Annotated in this window: 18 protein-coding genes and 1 pseudogene; 9 read left to right on the top strand and 10 right to left on the bottom strand. The window is 67.3% G+C overall.

The genetic code is table 11. From position 1 onward, the window contains the following. Positions 1-223 (bottom strand): hypothetical protein (locus tag VMD50_RS23845; protein WP_325431383.1); only part of this gene is annotated, 223 nt, incomplete at its 3' end. A gap of 393 nt (positions 224-616) precedes the next feature. Between VMD50_RS23845 and VMD50_RS23840 the strand changes: the two are divergent. Together VMD50_RS23840 and VMD50_RS23835 are read left to right on the top strand one after the other, a co-directional pair. Beyond that, positions 617-1004: pseudogene (locus VMD50_RS23840) on the top strand (IS110 family transposase); the annotation flags it as partial. A 100-nt stretch (positions 1005-1104) separates the two neighbouring features. Further along, entirely contained in the window at positions 1105-2856 is a 1752-nt protein-coding gene (locus tag VMD50_RS23835) for a hypothetical protein (protein WP_325431381.1), read from the top strand. A gap of 73 nt (positions 2857-2929) precedes the next feature. Here the strand turns inward: VMD50_RS23835 and VMD50_RS23830 are convergent, their stop codons facing one another. The 5 genes from VMD50_RS23830 to VMD50_RS23810 form a co-directional block, all read right to left on the bottom strand. After that, on the bottom strand, positions 2930-3523 hold the full coding sequence (locus tag VMD50_RS23830) for a restriction endonuclease (RefSeq protein WP_325431379.1): 594 nt from the start codon (positions 3521-3523) through the stop codon (positions 2930-2932). A gap of 92 nt (positions 3524-3615) precedes the next feature. Next, positions 3616-4989, bottom strand: coding sequence for a cytochrome P450 (locus VMD50_RS23825; protein ID WP_325431377.1), 1374 nt, complete (start codon positions 4987-4989; stop codon positions 3616-3618). Between the two features lie 60 nt (positions 4990-5049). Continuing rightward, positions 5050-5352: a DUF4193 domain-containing protein gene (locus tag VMD50_RS23820; protein WP_325431375.1), complete on the bottom strand. Its 303-nt coding sequence runs from the start codon at positions 5350-5352 to the stop codon at positions 5050-5052. Positions 5353-5453: 101 nt separating this feature from the next. Next, positions 5454-5777 carry a hypothetical protein gene (locus VMD50_RS23815; protein ID WP_325431373.1) on the bottom strand — a complete coding sequence of 108 codons (324 nt, stop codon included), beginning with the start codon at positions 5775-5777 and terminating at the stop codon, positions 5454-5456. 17 nt (positions 5778-5794) lie between these two features. After that, complete coding sequence (locus VMD50_RS23810; RefSeq protein ID WP_325431371.1) at positions 5795-6010, bottom strand: hypothetical protein; 216 nt, start codon at positions 6008-6010, stop codon at positions 5795-5797. A gap of 259 nt (positions 6011-6269) precedes the next feature. Between VMD50_RS23810 and VMD50_RS23805 the strand changes: the two genes are divergently transcribed. Further along, complete coding sequence (locus tag VMD50_RS23805; RefSeq protein ID WP_325431369.1) at positions 6270-6974, top strand: HAD family hydrolase; 705 nt, start codon at positions 6270-6272, stop codon at positions 6972-6974. Here VMD50_RS23805 and VMD50_RS23800 read toward each other — a convergent pair. Then, positions 6948-7448, bottom strand: a complete 501-nt coding sequence (locus tag VMD50_RS23800; RefSeq protein ID WP_325431367.1) for a DUF6328 family protein — start codon at positions 7446-7448, stop codon at positions 6948-6950. The two genes, VMD50_RS23805 and VMD50_RS23800, sit on opposite strands and share 27 nt — an antisense overlap. Before the next feature lie 60 nt (positions 7449-7508). Beyond that, positions 7509-7877, bottom strand: a complete 369-nt coding sequence (locus VMD50_RS23795) for an STAS domain-containing protein (protein WP_325431365.1) — start codon at positions 7875-7877, stop codon at positions 7509-7511. A gap of 153 nt (positions 7878-8030) precedes the next feature. On the opposite strand from VMD50_RS23795, the gene VMD50_RS23790 reads away from it, so the two are divergent. From VMD50_RS23790 to VMD50_RS23765, 6 genes are read left to right on the top strand one after another with little or no spacing between them, the layout of a single operon-like run. Beyond that, positions 8031-8924: an STAS domain-containing protein gene (locus VMD50_RS23790; protein ID WP_325431363.1), complete on the top strand. Its 894-nt coding sequence runs from the start codon at positions 8031-8033 to the stop codon at positions 8922-8924. Between the two features lie 22 nt (positions 8925-8946). Continuing rightward, complete coding sequence (locus VMD50_RS23785) at positions 8947-9336, top strand: STAS domain-containing protein (protein ID WP_325431361.1); 390 nt, start codon at positions 8947-8949, stop codon at positions 9334-9336. Next, complete coding sequence (locus tag VMD50_RS23780; protein WP_325431359.1) at positions 9326-9736, top strand: ATP-binding protein; 411 nt, start codon at positions 9326-9328, stop codon at positions 9734-9736. Before VMD50_RS23785 ends, VMD50_RS23780 begins: the two co-directional genes overlap by 11 nt. A gap of 46 nt (positions 9737-9782) precedes the next feature. Next, complete coding sequence (locus VMD50_RS23775; protein WP_325431387.1) at positions 9783-10355, top strand: SpoIIE family protein phosphatase; 573 nt, start codon at positions 9783-9785, stop codon at positions 10353-10355. Beyond that, positions 10352-12595, top strand: a complete 2244-nt coding sequence (locus VMD50_RS23770; protein ID WP_325431357.1) for a SpoIIE family protein phosphatase — start codon at positions 10352-10354, stop codon at positions 12593-12595. Before VMD50_RS23775 ends, VMD50_RS23770 begins: the two co-directional genes overlap by 4 nt. A gap of 15 nt (positions 12596-12610) precedes the next feature. Then, positions 12611-13636 carry an iron-containing redox enzyme family protein gene (locus VMD50_RS23765; RefSeq protein WP_325431355.1) on the top strand — a complete coding sequence of 342 codons (1026 nt, stop codon included), beginning with the start codon at positions 12611-12613 and terminating at the stop codon, positions 13634-13636. Here VMD50_RS23765 and VMD50_RS23760 read toward each other — a convergent pair. Next, positions 13578-13841: a CDGSH iron-sulfur domain-containing protein gene (locus VMD50_RS23760; protein WP_325431353.1), complete on the bottom strand. Its 264-nt coding sequence runs from the start codon at positions 13839-13841 to the stop codon at positions 13578-13580. The genes VMD50_RS23765 and VMD50_RS23760 overlap by 59 nt on opposite strands. Then, positions 13838-14527: a HemK2/MTQ2 family protein methyltransferase gene (locus tag VMD50_RS23755; RefSeq protein WP_325431351.1), complete on the bottom strand. Its 690-nt coding sequence runs from the start codon at positions 14525-14527 to the stop codon at positions 13838-13840. The genes VMD50_RS23760 and VMD50_RS23755 overlap by 4 nt, the downstream gene beginning before the upstream one ends. Positions 14528-14597: the final 70 nt, after the last annotated feature.

The raw sequence follows: 14597 nt of genomic DNA, 5'->3' as shown, positions 1-14597 counted from the left end.
TATTGTCGCGATTCGCGGCCCGCGCCGCGACCTTGCGCAGGCGGTCCGCGTCGATGTGCTTGTCGAAGTGACGCTGCGCCTGTTCGAACTCGGTGGTCCCGTTGTAACGCTTGTCGATGATGCGCTGAGCTTCCACTAGATCCGCCGTCGTCTCTAACAGTTCGTCGTCGGCCGCATCCTCATCCCGCCGCTTGCGGTCCCCCACGGGGTCGTAGTCCCTCACCACGGCGTGCTCTCCTCTGTCGGTCGATGGGGTGGGCGCCGCCCGGTGCTAGGCGTACAAGTCACAACGAAATCAGCTGGCAGCTGGGTTCCCGCCACCGTCCGCAGTTCGTCCGCAGTAGCTTCACCAAGCGTCGACAACGACCAACTGTTCCAACGCTCTGACATGCGATTTCCTAGTTCAGCCAACGCCGTCAACACCTCCAAACGCCCAGTACACAGAGTTCGGGACGAAGAGGCCGTGGGTTCAAATCCCGCCACCCCGACCAGGAAACGGCTAGACGGTATGGAGTGACCGCCGGCGTTGTGTCGGGGGTTGCGGGCCGGGGCCTCGCTCACCCATGTTCGTGGGTTACCGGGTGGGTAGTGGGCCCGCCCGGTCTATCCGACAGTGGTGGGAGGCCCCGGTGTTACTGAGCCTACGAGTATTGGGCTGGACGTGCATGCACATTCGGTTGTGGCAGCGGCGATCGACGGCGTCACCGGGCAGGTGTCGCAGCCTCGGTTGACGCCGTCCTACGAGCAAAATCCAGGAGTGGATCAAGCAGTTGCCAGGACCGGTGGCAGTGGCGTATGAGGCTGGTCCGACCGGATTCGGGTTGTATCGGACATTGACCGGCGCCGGCATTCGATGCGAGGTCCTCGCGCCGTCGAAACTGCAGAAGCCCGCCGGTGACCGGGTGAAGACCGATGCCCCCGATGCCCATCATCTGGCGCGGTTGTTGCGCATGGACGAAGTCACCTCGGTTGCGATCCCGAGTGTTTCGCGACCGATGCCACGGCCCCATTTGAGCTCGAACGTTCACCTCGTCGTGTTCTCGATGTGACGGCGATAACTCACTCTTGACGTCACTTGAGTGTCGTAGGCGCACTCCCGAGCAGATGACGAGTGGAGTGCCGGGGCTGGAAGACCGTCGTGACCGGATGTCGCGGGCACCGATGTGGCGGTGGCCGCGCGTGCTTGTCGCCGGGGGCGTGTGCATCCTCGCCGCCGGAGGAGTGTGCGTGGCGAGTGCCGCCCCGCCCGCCCCCGCCGCGGTCCTGCGCGTCGGCAGCTATCAAGGGATTCCCGGGCAGTACTCGAGCATCCAGGCAGCGGTCGACGCCGCCCGGCCCGGCGACTGGGTGCTAATCGGGCCGGGCGACTACCACGAGACCGGCAACCGCGTTCCTCCCGGGGCCGTCGGAGACGACACGGCGGGGGCCGCCGTGCTCGTGACCACGCCCGGTATCCACATCCGTGGCATGGACCGCAACGGGGTCATGCTCGACGGCACCAAGCCCGGGGCGTCTCAGTGCAGCTCTTTGACGGCCGACCAGGACCCCGGCCCGCCCGGTGCCGACGGCTCCCCAACGGGACGGAACGGGCTGATCGTGTTCAAGGTGTCCGGCGTCAGCGTCGAGAACATGACCGCCTGCAACTTCCTCTCGGGCGGCGCCACCCCGGGCGACGAGATCTGGTTCGACGGCGGCGGTTCGAGCGGCACCCAGCAGATCGGAAGCTGGCGCGGCGCATTCCTGTCGGCCACCTCGAGCTACTTCGCCGGCGGGAACCAGCCGTTCGCCCAATACGGGATCTACGCCTCCAACACCTTCGGGCCCGGGCTGTTCACCCAGGTGTACGCGAACAACATGGGCGACGCCGCGTTCTACATCGGCGCCTGCCCGGACTGCAACACGATCCTCGACCACGCCCACGGCCAGAACTCGGCGCAAGGCTACTCGGGAACCAACTCCGGTGGCCGCCTGATCATCGAGAACTCCGAGTTCGATTACAACCACACAGGGTTTTCCACGAACAGCCAGAACAACGATGACCAACCGTCGCCCCAGTCCGGCCGCTGCCCCGGTGGCGGGACCGGTCCGACGGGAACCCATTCATGCTGGCTGTTCACACACAACTCGGTCCACGACAACAACAACCCAAACGTGCCCACCAGCCCGGGCGTTGTCGGCTTCAGTCCGGTGGGAACCGGCGTCCTGATCTCCGGAGGCCGGTTCGACACCCTCAACGACAACGACATCCACGACAACGGCGCGTGGGGCGTGCTGCTGGTCCCCGAGGTCGACACCGCGGCCCCGCCGCCGATCGCCCACTGCCACGGCGGCATCGGCCTGGCGGCGTTGTCGTTCTGCTACTTCAACGACAAAGGGAACGAGATCGAGAACAACACATTGAGCCACAACGGCTTCTTCGGCAATCCGAGCAACGTCGACCTCGCGGAGGTCGCAAGCCTCGACTATCCCGGCAACTGCTGGCACGGCAATGTCAACCCCTCGCGAACAGCGGTCGGTGCCAAGCATTTTCAGCTTGACCGCCCGCGGGTCACGAGCGACCCGCTCTTCATCCAGTTCTTCCCCCACGGCATCTGCGGAATCCCGGACGAGGGCGCGGGGATCGCAGGAATCATCAGCGTCCTCAGCCTGGAGGTCGCGTGCGACTCGCAGTTCGTCGGCCCCTGCCCGAGCACCGTGGTCACGAATTACCCGCGCCAGACGGCGGTCCAGCTGATGGCGCCGCCCCCACAGGCGAGCATGCCCGATCCTTGCCTGGGCGTGCCGGGCAACCCGTGGTGCCCGAACAACCCGACCAGCCCGTCCCCCTACTCCGTGCCGGGGTCCACTGTTCAGTGAGGCGTACTTCTTCGCGCCACCATCGATCTCGATGACACTCGTTGCGGCGCAATAGGTATCCGGACGCCCGCGCCTAGGCTTCTCGTTCCGGTTGCACCCGCCCGCGCCCGGCCCGTGCCCAGATGTGCAGTTGCTCGCGTCCGACGAGACGGCAACGGTGGGTGGCCGCCAACTGGCGAGCCGCTTTGGTGAACGTCTGATTGGTCACCACGACCGCCTGGTTGCAGCCGTGGTGCAGGGCGCCGGAGACAACCTGCTGCACGGCCGCCACACCGACCGCCTTCGCCTGCCGCTTGCATTGGACCGCCATCCGGGTGCCGTCCCTGGTGGCAATCAAGTCCACCCCGTAGTCACCGGTGCCGGCGGTGCGCATCACGCCCCACCCCGCGGTCCGCAGCTGCGCGGCGACGAATTCTTCGAATTCGACCCCCGACTTGCGATCGACGGCCGCCAGATCGGACATGGCGTGCCGGCGGTCACGCCTTCGCTGCCGTCCGGCCCGGTGGCGGTCCCATTGCACGCCGAGCCACAACAGCGTGAGCACCGTCAGGCCCAGGCCGCCCAGCCCCGCCGAGAATCCCGCGACCACGCTGCCCGTCGCCTGCTGGGTGAAAAACCAAGGTAGAGCGAACCCCAACAGGAGGAAGGACCCGAGTATCTTCTCCATGACTCCTCAAGCTGACGACGCGGACTCGCCGATGAACCTAGTGGATGGGTGTGACGATTCGGCGCAGGCGCAGGCGCAGCGCGACAAGCCGGCTACCGCGCGCCCGCCTGGATAGGGCGAAGCCGCACCCTGGTCCCGCGGCGCGGCGCCAGCATGATCGAGCGGCGCACGATCCTCTCCGGCTCGTCGTCGACGGCGCTGAACTCGCCCTCGCGCAACAGCGTGTGCAGCACGGTGATCAGCTCCCGCAGCGAGAACGCCGCGCCCAGACAGCGTTTGACGCCGCCACCGAACGGCACCCATGCATACGTTTCGGGCCGGCTGCCCAGGAATCTCTCGGGGCGGAACTGGTTCGGGTGCTCGTAGGTGACGGGGTTGCGGTTGATCGCGATGATGTGAACGACGATTCGCGTACCGGGCTCCACGAGGTAGCCGCCGATCGGAAAGGGTTGCGCCGCAACGCGCGCCGTGAACGGTGCCGGCGGCCGTACCCGCAGCGTCTCGTGGATCACCGCGGTGGTGAAAGTCTCCTCCCCGCTCAGGGCTTCGGCCTGCACGCGTCGCAGCGCATCGGGGTGGTGCAGCAGCAGATCGAAAACCCACGCCAGCGTGGTCGCCGTGGTTTCGTGGCCCGCCAGCATCAAGGTGATCAGGTCGTCGCGAATCTCGCTGTCGGACAGTCTTTCCCCCTCTTCCCCGCGGGCGCGCATCAGCAACGCCAGGATGTCGAGTTGCTCGCCCAGGCGGGGGTCGTCTCGCCGCCGCGCGATGAGCGGCATGACGACGTCGTCGATCTCCCTGTTGGCGCGGGCGCGCTGGGGCCACACTCGTAACGCACCCAGATGTCGCAATGCGTAGCGGAGGGTCAATTGCTCGGAAACACCGAGGTTCAGCAGACCCTCGAAGGGCCGGCCCAGGCGGCGGACTTCGTCGGGATCGTCGACCCCGAAGATGATCCTGACGATCACGTCCAGGGTGAGCGCCCGCGCCGCGGTGAGCATCTCGAACGGCCGGTCAACGGGCCAGCTGTGCAGCGCCGCGCGGGCGGAGCTCTCCATGATCGGTATGTAACTGCTCAGCGCGGCGCCGTGCAGCGGGGGCGTCAGCAGTTTGCGCCGCCGCAGGTGTTCCGGCTCCTCCTGGACGAACATCGATCCGGACCCGTAGATGGCCGCCGCGGGGCCCACACCCTCGCCGCCGAGCAACACGTCCGCCGGCGCGGTGAAAACCTGCTTGACCAGTTCCGGGTCCGACACGATTGCGACGTTGCCCAGGCTGAGGACGGGCATCGTCATGATGGGCCCGTACCGACGGATCAGCCGCAGCATCCGGCGCTCGCCGCCGACAAGGTAGGCGACCGCATACGAGGCGGCGAAAGCCGAACGAAGCACGCGCGGCGCGGGCAGGCCGGGTGGGCGGCTCAAAGCATCCGGCGCACCGTCCGGGCGGGCCGCGGATGCTGTCATGTCGACGACAGAAACACGGTGCCTCTGGTTGGTCAAGGTGCGGCGGTCACCCGCCCGGCGTTACGCGCAGTCGGCGCAGACGGAAAGCCCCGAGCCCGACTTGCGCAGGCGGCTGCGGTGCTGCACCAAAAAGCAGCTCGAACAAGTGAACTCGTCGGCCCGCTGGGGAATCACCGTCACCGACAGCTCTTCGCTCGACAGGTCCGCGCCGGGCAGCTCGAAGAAGAGCACGTCGTTGGGGTCCTCGTCGACAACCGCGGTGGCCGAGACAGGCAGCGTGGGCGCCAGCTCGCGTAGGGCGGCGGGGTCCTGGGTCTCGACGTCGGACACGCGGCGTGCGTCATAATCGCTTGCGGTCGACATGGGTGTTCCTTCCTGCTGAATGCCGGGTTGACGCACTTGCCTGTACTCACACCCGTGGCTCAGTCGGTACCCCGATCAGACGTCCGCCACACCTATCCGGTTCAAAAAGATTGCGCGCGCGACAATTGATGCCGTCCGGCGTCTCGACGAGCGCGGCCGCGCAGGCGAATCGGCCTCGTGACGACCGGCGCTGAACCGGCGGCCCAGGCGGACTCGTCGCCCCGGCGCTGGCTGTGCGACACCCAGGCCAGCCCGCACCATGGCGCCGCGACGGCCAATGCCAGCCCCATGATGGCCAACGCGGCGTGCCCGGTCAGCAGCGCCAGCACGCCCGCCACGACGCCGAACGCCCACAGCGCCGCCGCCACCCGGCCGGGAACGCCGAAATCGATTCCCGCGTGCACCCTGTTGGACGTGTCGAGCATGCCGACGTTTTACCCGGTCAGGCCGGGAAATAAACCTTCCGGCTCGCCGACGGGTCAGCTGGCGGCGGCGGCGCGGGCTCATCGGAATTCTCGGCGTGCCAGCGCAGCTCGGCGTCGCGGACCCCGTGATCGGTGTGCAGCAACCAGGCCGTCGCGCCCGCGGCGACATGGCCGGTCGCGACCGCACACAAGCCGATTACCAAAGCGACCACGGCGACGACCACCCCCGCCACACCCACGGTAGGGGGCCGTGCGTCAGCGTCTCCCCTGCGCGCTGACGAAAAGTGCGTGCGTGATCGACCGGGTCGGCGTTGTGGGTCTTCAAGGGCACTCCTCATGAAACATCTTGTGTGCCAGAGTCTTTCGCGCGGCGGCACCGATTCGCCGACTTCGGATTGCGGTGCCGGATCGCGGCATCCCCGGAGGCGTACCCGCCGACCGGAGGGCCGAACAGTGGGTGTCAACCCGCCGCGGCGCGGGTATGCCGCGCAGATGACAACCGCCAGGCCCGGTCGCGGTACCCCCGCCGTCCTGTTCGACGTCGACGGAACCCTCGTCGATTCCAACTATCTGCACGTCTATGCCTGGCAGCGCGCGTTCGACGACGAACATATGCCCGTCGCCGCGTGGAAGATTCACCGCTGCATCGGCATGGACGGCTCCAAGTTGGTGCGCACCCTGTCCGACGACGCGCCTGCTGACGTGCAAGACCGGCTCAGCGACGGTCACAGCCGGTATTACCGCGACGTCATACCGCTGCTGGCACCGTTGCCCGGCGCCCGCGAGTTGCTCCGCCGCGTCGCCGGCCTCGGATTGCAGGTGGTGCTGGCCAGCTCGGCACCCGGCGACGAACTCGAGACGCTGCTCAAGGTGCTCGATTGCGACGACGTCATCGCCGAAACGACCTCGTCACGTGACGTCGACACCGCCAAACCGGAACCCGGCATCGTGCAGGTCGCGCTGGACAGGGCCGGTGTGGGGGCGGGCGACGCGGTGTTCGTGGGCGACGCCGTGTGGGACGCTCACGCCGCGGCGGCCGCGGGATTGCCGTGCATCGGACTGTTGAGCGGCGGCATCTCGGGGACCGAACTGCGGGCGGCCGGCGCGTCACCGATTTTCGCGGATCCGCAGGACCTCCTCGATCATCTGGAATCCACCCGCGTCGCAGCGCTACATACCGCGGGTGCGCAGCAGTAGCGGCAACACCCACCAAAAGAACGTGAACAATACCAACGCAAACGCTCCCGCTATCAAAGCCGCCTTGTTTCCGGCCACCGAGGCGAAAACGATGACCGTCACCCCGGTCAGCGCCGTGCCGAGCAGCGCCAACCCGGCGTAGGCGCACCGGTGGGCGGCCGACACCAGGACCCGGAGCCGGTGCCGCCGGAACAGCAGCCGGTGGATGCCGACCGGGGCGACCAGCAGCACCGTTGCGCCCACCGAACATCCGACCGTCACCAGGTAGACGATCCGCATCTGTTCGTCGAGGACGTCGAAGCGCTGCTGGAACGGCAGCGTCAACAGGAAGCCGGTGAGCAGCTGCACCCCGGTCTGCACCACGCGCAGCTCCTGCAGCAGGCTGTTCCAATTGCGGTCCAGCCGTTCGATTTCGGTCTCACCACGCTCGTTGCGGTCCCACTGCTGGTCGTCCTCGGGGCGATCGACGTCCATGGCCGTGATCATCGCACCAGCGGCCGCGAAGTGAGGCGAAGGCTCGCAGTGGCCGGGTAATCAGCGGTTGAGGTTGCCGTCCCGGACCGCGGTCAACGCATCGTCCAGCGTCGGGTACAGCGGGAAGGTCTTGTCCAGCCCGGTGAGGTGAATCGGTCTCCTGGTCGCCGGTCCGCGCGCAACCACGCCGAACTCGGTGGATTTGCCGAGCTTTTCGTAGGTCGCGGCCAGGATCTTCAACCCGACCGAGCCGAGGAACTCCACCGCGGAAAGGTCGATGACCAGTGCCGTCGGGCCGTCCGCGACCACCGCGCCGACGGCTTGTTCGAGCGCCGGGGCGGTGACCAGATCGATTTCGCCGCTGACGCTCACCACCGACACACCATCGTGGTCGGTAACCAACGTGGTAATCGAATCAGGAGCTGACAATGGCGATCCTTTGTCCCGGGCCGTAAGCGTGGTGCAAGCGTAACCTGCCGCGCGAACTGCGAGAAGAATATGCCCTCGACACTCACGGCACGATAACTCAGACTAGTCTCCCCAATAGGCACTGCGGAGCGCGATGCGGCAACGGGAGGCCAGATGTCAGATTCGCTGTCGGATTTCGGAAGCACCACCATCGCCGCGCAGACGGTCAGCGAGGGCCTGCTGCCCCAGCTGGTCCAGCATCTGCGTCAGAATCGCACCGTTTTGCGGGAGGAGTGGGCCCGCAGGATCACCGAGGCGCAGTTGCTTACCGCGATGACCCCGGAGGAGCTCTTCTCCGAGGCCACCGCCGTCTACGACAACTACGTCGAGGTGCTCGAGACCGGTAGCGTCGAGGCGCTGCAGGCCTACGCGCGGGACCTGTCGGAGCGCATCATCCCCCGGGGCGTGGAGACCGACGAGGTGCTCGGCATCGTGTTGCTGCTTCGCGACGTGCTCGCGCGCTCGCTGTTCGAGAAGTACCAGACCGACTTCGAGATGCTCAATCGGGTGCTCGACGCGTACGAGCCGGCGGCCAACCGCATCGCCAATACCGTGGGCGTCAGCTTCGTGCAGGAACGCGAACGCATCATCCGGCAGCAGCAGGAAGCGATCCGCGAGCTGTCGACTCCGGTGCTGCAGGTCCGCGAGCAGCTGCTGATTTTGCCCATCATCGGGGTGCTCGACAGTCAGCGCGCACGTCAGGTCACCGAACAGCTGCTGAGAGCCATCCGCGCCAACCGCGCGAAGGTCGTCGTCATCGACATCACCGGTGTGCCCACCATCGACTCCACGGTGGCCAACCACCTGGTGCAGACGGTCGACGCGTCGGGGTTGATGGGTGCGAGCGTGATCATCACCGGCCTGTCCTCGGAGATCGCCCTGACGCTGGTGACGATCGGGCTGGACCTGTCGAAGATGAATGCCGTCGGTGACCTGCAGGGCGGTATCGAGGAAGCCGAACGCCTGCTCGGGTACGAAGTGACACGCACCGGCGAGACCACCGGGTAGACACCGTCAGCGCGAGCACTCCATGCCAGTCCCCATCCTGAAACAGGGCGCGATCCTGATCGCAACGGTGCAGTCCGCACTGACCGACTCCGAGACCGAACGGCTGCGGTACGACCTCATGGAGCGGGTCAGCAGGTTTCGCGCACAGGGCATCATCGTCGACGTCACGGCCATCGATGTGATGGATTCGTTCGCCGCCCGATCGCTGCGGACGATCGCGCACATGACCAGGCTACGGGGCGCGGACACCGTGATCGTCGGGCTGCAGCCGGAGGTGGCCTTCGCGATGGTCCAGCTCGGGCTGGCGTTCGACGACATGAACACCGCGCTGGATCTGGAAGAGGGTCTCGCCCTGCTCAATCGTGCACGCGGAGTGGGGAAATCGATGATCGGGCGCGACGGTGGTGGGTGAGATCGTCGTCAACATCAAGAACCCTGACGACATCGTCGCCGCCCGCAAGGCCGGACATCAACTCGCGCTCGAGCTGGGTTTCTCGCTGACCGACGTCACCATGATCGCCACTGCGATCTCCGAGATCGCGCGAAATATCACCAGCTATGCGGGTCACGGCGCGGTCCGGGTCACGGTGGCCGACCGGGAGGGCCGCAAGGCCCTGGTGGTGCGCGCCGAGGACGACGGCCCCGGCATCGCCGACATCGAGCGCGCGCTGGAGGACGGGTACTCGACCGGTCGTGGGTTGGGGCTGGGCTTGCCCGGGGCCCGCCGACTGATGGACAGGTTGGTCATCGACTCGACACTGGGCCGCGGAACCGTCATCGAGATGTGGAAGTGGGTTCCGGCCCGTGCATGAGAATGGCCGCTTCGGGCCGATCGAGTGGGCAAGCGCGGGTCGTCCGATGCCCAGCGAGTACATGTCCGGCGACCAGGGCATCGCGGTCGACCTCGGCGGCGAGGCCGCTCTGTTCGGCGTGGTGGACGGGCTGGGCCATGGTCCGGATGCCGCCACCGCTGCCCTGCGCGCCGTCGACGCGATGAAGCGCGCAAGTTCCGAGCGGCTCGAGGTCTTGATCCAGCTCTGCCATCGCATGTTGGGCGGCACCAGGGGCGTCGCAATGACCTTGGCGCGGGTGGATTTTGCGACGAGCACGCTGACGTGGACGGGGGTCGGCAACGTCACGGCCGATCTGGTGGCCAAGACCCCGACCGGCATCCGGGTCCGATCCAGTGCGCGCCTCACGGCGGGGATCGTCGGCTACCGCATACCGGAAATCAGTCCTGCCCAGACGCTTTCGATCCGGCCCGGCGACCTGCTCGTGATGAGCACCGACGGCATCGCCGAAGATTACCTGGAGCACATCGACTTCGCGGCTCACGCCGTCGTCATCGCCGGAGACCTCCTCGGCAAGCAAGCCAAGGAAACCGACGATGCCATGGTGCTGACCGCGCGTCATCGGGGAGCCTCGACATGAGCGGCAACCATGAATTCCACGCCGAGTACGCGGCCGCGTTGCGCGCCTACCTGAACGCGCGCGACGAGGACAGCCTGACGGTCGGGCACGAGCTCGGGCGCCGCGCCCTGCAAGAACAGATCAGCATGCTCGACATCATCGAGCAGCATGTCCAGCTGGTCTTCGACCTGTCCGACGACGCGCGAATCGCTGCGCCGGTCGCACTGGAATTCCTCTTGCAAACGTTGGCGCCGCTCGACGTCGCAACGCGGGGATTCCTCGACGGCACCAGGCTCTACGCGCGGGAGCGGGCCCGCGCCGAGGGTCTGGCCGATCGCGACAAATTCCGTACCGCCCTGGTGAATTCGCTGCAGGAAGGCTTCTTCGTCGCTGACCACGAAGGCTCGGTGATCGAGATGAACAACGCCTTCATCGAAATCCTGGGCTATCCCGCGGCGGACCTGCCCTACCGATGGCCCCACCCGTGGCTGGTCGACAAGAAGACCGCCCGGGAACAACAATCCCTGGTCCGCAGCAACGGCAGCGCCGAGTACGAAACCCCGATCCGGCATCGCGATGGCCATCTCGCTTGGGTGATGGTCAGCATCAATGCGGTCAGGGAGGCCGGCAGCGATCGCGACGTGTACGTGGGAACGATCCGAGACGTCACCGCGGAACGGGCGTTTGCAGCGCGGGAGAGCGCGGTCCTGCGGTTGGCCACGGCCGTGGCCGTGGCCAAGAGCGTGGCCGAGCTGCTGGCGATCACTCTCGACGAGTGCCGGGCGGCGATCGACGTCCAGCGGGTGGTCGCCGTCTCGTGGCCCAGCGGCGGCGGGGAACCGGACGTCCAGGTCGCGGGCGGCCCTTCCGAAACATCCTGGCGCGGAATGGATCCCTGGTTGCGGAGCACTTTCCAGGACGCGCGCCACCAGCTTCCGCTGACGGCCAGGACCGTCGAGAGACCCGAGAACCCCGGCAAGGCAAAGGGATTGGTGGCCGTGCTGTCCAACGCCGGAGACCTCGCGTTGTGGCTGGAGCTGCGCTCCCCCCGCTGGGTCAGCGCCGAGGACCGGCTCCTGGTCACGGTGCTCATCGGCCACCTCAGCCTGGCCATGCAGCACGTGCGGCAGTTCGAGAGTGCCCGCGAAACGTCGCTGACCCTGCAGCGCGCGATGCTGCCCACGGTGCAGACGCCTCCCGGCTTCGCCGTGTGCTACGAACCCGCGGTTCCGCCCTTGGAGATCGGGGGCGACTGGTATGACGTGCTGCCGCTCGGCGACAACCGCATCGGCATTGTCGTGGGCGACTGCGTCGGCCGCGGGCTGCAGGCCGCCGCGACCATGGGCCAACTCCGCAGCTCGGCGCGCGCGTTGTTGATCAACGGCGCCCAGCCGGCGCTGTTGCTCGAGCAACTCGACTTGGCGGCGTCGCTCATCCCGAATGCGTACTGCACCACGGTCTTTCTGGCGATCCTGGACACCGAAACCGGCGTGCTGGAATACAGCAACGCCGGTCACATGCCCGCGATGGTCGCGGGTCCGCCGCCTGCGAACACGACCGTGTTGACCGACGCCGCGTCGGTGCCGCTCGCGGTCCGCCGGGAGGAACCGCGACCGCAGGCCTCCCGGGTGTTGCCGCCGGGCTCGACGCTGATGCTGTACACGGACGGCCTGGTCGAGCGGAAACACGAGTCCATTGACATCGGAATCGCCCGCGCCGCAGACGTTTTGCTCAGAACGGCGAAGCTTCCCCTGGAAGGCGTCCCGGAGGCGGTGGTCGGCGCGCTGGCCCCGGCGCCGGGGTATGACGATGATGTCGCGATGGTGATTTACCGGCACCTGCCGACGCAGCTCCGAATCGAAAGCGAAGCCTTTGCAGGGCAATTGGTGAAGGTCCGGCATCGGTTGGCAGCCTGGCTGCACACCGCCGACGTCCCCGAGGCGTTGGCCGCCGACATCGTGCTCGTCGTCAACGAGGCGTGCACCAACTGCGTCGAGCACGCCTACCGTGGACACCGCATCGGGACGATGCTGCTCGAAGCCGAAGTCGCCGACGGCCAAGTCCGAACCAGGATCACCGACGCCGGTTCGTGGAAGGCGCCGGCGACCGATCCGGGTAACAGCGGGCGGGGCCTGGTGTTGATGCGAGCCCTCAGTGAGACGATGGAGCTCCAGAACACCGCGGCCGGCACCACCGTCGACATCACCTTCCACGTCCCCGCAGCGGGCAGTGATCGGCCGCCGTTTGCCCGGCGCGATTGACGGGTAGTCATCGACGTGACCCGCACATCAATCCCGGTGGAACCCGCCCTGCCGGCGGCGCACGGACCGCTGTCGACCGCCGTCCGGCATGCGCTGGTCGGGCCACCCTCCCACGACCACCTCACCCGCATCGGTGCGTCCGTTCGCGACTCCGATCCCTACGGCCTGGATCTCCAACTGGCGTTGTGCATGTGCTACGAGCTGCATTACCGGGGTTTCGCGGGCGTCGATCCCGACTGGGAATGGAACCCCGCGCTGCTCCAGTTGCGCGCCGAACTGGAACGCGCGTTCCTGGCGGGCGTGCGACGCGAGGTCGGCCCCATCGAGCCGCACCACACGGCGGCGGCCGAAATGGCGGCGATCTCCCTCGAGCCCGCCGACGGCACCGGCCCGTCGTATTACTTGCGCGACACGGGAAGCTGGCAGCAGATGCGCGAATACTTCGCGCATCGGTCGCTGTACCACCTCAAGGAGGGCGATCCGCACGCATTCGCGATTCCGCGGCTGATGGGGACCGCCAAGGCGGCGTTCGTGGCGGTCGAGTTCGACGAATACGGCGCCGGTCGGGGGCCGCGGCTGCACCAGCAGCTCTTCGCCGATCTGCTGGTGGCCGCCGGGCTGGATTCGACGTACCTCGGCTACCTCGACGCCGTCCCCGCCGAGTCATTGGCGGTCGTGAATCTGATGTCACTGTTCGGGCTGCACCGCTCGTTGCGGGGCGCCGCGATAGGGCATTTCGCCTCGACTGAGATCACCTCGCCGCCGGGATCGCGACGGATGGTGCAGGCCCTGCAGCGGATTGGGGCGCCGTCGGCCTGCGTCGGGTTCTACAGCGAGCACGTCGAGGCCGACGCGGTGCACGAACAGGTGGTGCGCATCGACGTCGTCGGTGATCTCGTCGCTCGCGAACCCCACCTCGACGCCGATGTGGTATTCGGGATGCGCGCCCACGCCGTGGTCGAAAACCGCCTGGCGGACAAGCTCATGGAGTCCTGGCAGCGGGGTCAGACGTCGTTGCGGCGGCCCCTGGATTGGCATTAGCCGTCCGACCGGCCCGTTTCGCGGCGCCACGGCATCGCCGATGGCTGGTGTCGCACAGCGGATACTCGTCGCTGCGCCGGCAGGTGCAGATCGCGACCATGAACCGGTCGGACTCGACGACGTCGCCGTCGGGCATCTCGATGCGTACCGGCCCGGACACCAACACGGGTCCCCCCGCCACCACCTGTACCCGCGTGGTCGTCATGGCTTGTCCGCCCGGATCACGACGAGTTCCTCCTCGCGGCGGCCGCGCGGGATCCGGCCGGCGTCCTCCAGCCACTTCGCCCGCGCCGACATGACGGGGCCGAACGGAATCCACTTCGAGGCAATCACTTCGCCCTCCATGCCGGCCCACTTCAGGCGATCCAGCGATTGCTGGACCCCGGCGATCGCCGAATGCACGAGCAGAAGCGACCCCCCGTCGCACAGCAACTTTGGCGCCGCCTCGCACAGCGGGTCCAGGATCAGCCGGCCATCGGCGCCGGCGTTCCACGCCAACGACGGGCCGGCGCTGGCGCAGATCGAGGCGGAGTCGTCGCCGGGAGGGGTTGGCACGTAAGGCGGATTGGCCATCACCACGTCGAAGGGCGCACGGTCGACGGCGTCCATCCACGATCCCTCACGGACGTCCACCTCGACGCCCGCCAGCGCGACATTGGCCCGGCAGCAACCCACCGCCTGCGGGCAGATGTCCAAGGCGGTAACGCTGGCACAGCCCATTTCGGCCGCGGCGATCGCGACGAATCCGCTACCCGTACAAAGGTCGAGCACCCGTCGCCCCGGAATCAGCGCGGAATGGTGCATCGCGTCGACCAGCAAACGGGAATCTTCCTGCGGCTGATACACGTTGTGCGCAACCGAAATTGCGGGTTCGGGGTAGGTGGTTGTCAATGTCGGCCTTCCGGTCAGCCATTTCGAGGATCGCCGTGGCGATCACGGCCATGGCCTGTGTAATGCCCCC

Origin of the sequence: Mycobacterium sp., assembly GCF_035506235.1 — a bacterium.
Taxonomy (GTDB): Bacteria; Actinomycetota; Actinomycetes; order Mycobacteriales; family Mycobacteriaceae; genus Mycobacterium.
The sequence above is the reverse complement of the archived record's forward strand: the minus strand, read 5'-3'. Positions and strand labels throughout refer to the sequence as shown.

Excerpts from the sequence above, each read along its gene's own strand:
- VMD50_RS23825 (WP_325431377.1), bottom strand. The coding sequence starts at position 4,989 with ATGACAGCATCCGCGGCCCGCCCGGACGGTGCGCCGGATGCTTTGAGC.
- VMD50_RS23800 (WP_325431367.1), bottom strand. The coding sequence starts at position 7,448 with ATGGACGTCGATCGCCCCGAGGACGACCAGCAGTGGGACCGCAACGAG.
- VMD50_RS23790 (WP_325431363.1), top strand. The coding sequence starts at position 8,031 with ATGTCAGATTCGCTGTCGGATTTCGGAAGCACCACCATCGCCGCGCAG.
- VMD50_RS23760 (WP_325431353.1), bottom strand. The coding sequence starts at position 13,841 with ATGACGACCACGCGGGTACAGGTGGTGGCGGGGGGACCCGTGTTGGTG.
- VMD50_RS23770 (WP_325431357.1), top strand. The coding sequence starts at position 10,352 with ATGAGCGGCAACCATGAATTCCACGCCGAGTACGCGGCCGCGTTGCGC.
- VMD50_RS23815 (WP_325431373.1), bottom strand. The coding sequence starts at position 5,777 with ATGCTCGACACGTCCAACAGGGTGCACGCGGGAATCGATTTCGGCGTT.
- VMD50_RS23820 (WP_325431375.1), bottom strand. The coding sequence starts at position 5,352 with ATGTCGACCGCAAGCGATTATGACGCACGCCGCGTGTCCGACGTCGAG.
- VMD50_RS23805 (WP_325431369.1), top strand. The coding sequence starts at position 6,270 with ATGACAACCGCCAGGCCCGGTCGCGGTACCCCCGCCGTCCTGTTCGAC.
- VMD50_RS23775 (WP_325431387.1), top strand. The coding sequence starts at position 9,783 with ATGCCCAGCGAGTACATGTCCGGCGACCAGGGCATCGCGGTCGACCTC.
- VMD50_RS23785 (WP_325431361.1), top strand. The coding sequence starts at position 8,947 with ATGCCAGTCCCCATCCTGAAACAGGGCGCGATCCTGATCGCAACGGTG.
- VMD50_RS23835 (WP_325431381.1), top strand. The coding sequence starts at position 1,105 with ATGACGAGTGGAGTGCCGGGGCTGGAAGACCGTCGTGACCGGATGTCG.
- VMD50_RS23830 (WP_325431379.1), bottom strand. The coding sequence starts at position 3,523 with ATGGAGAAGATACTCGGGTCCTTCCTCCTGTTGGGGTTCGCTCTACCT.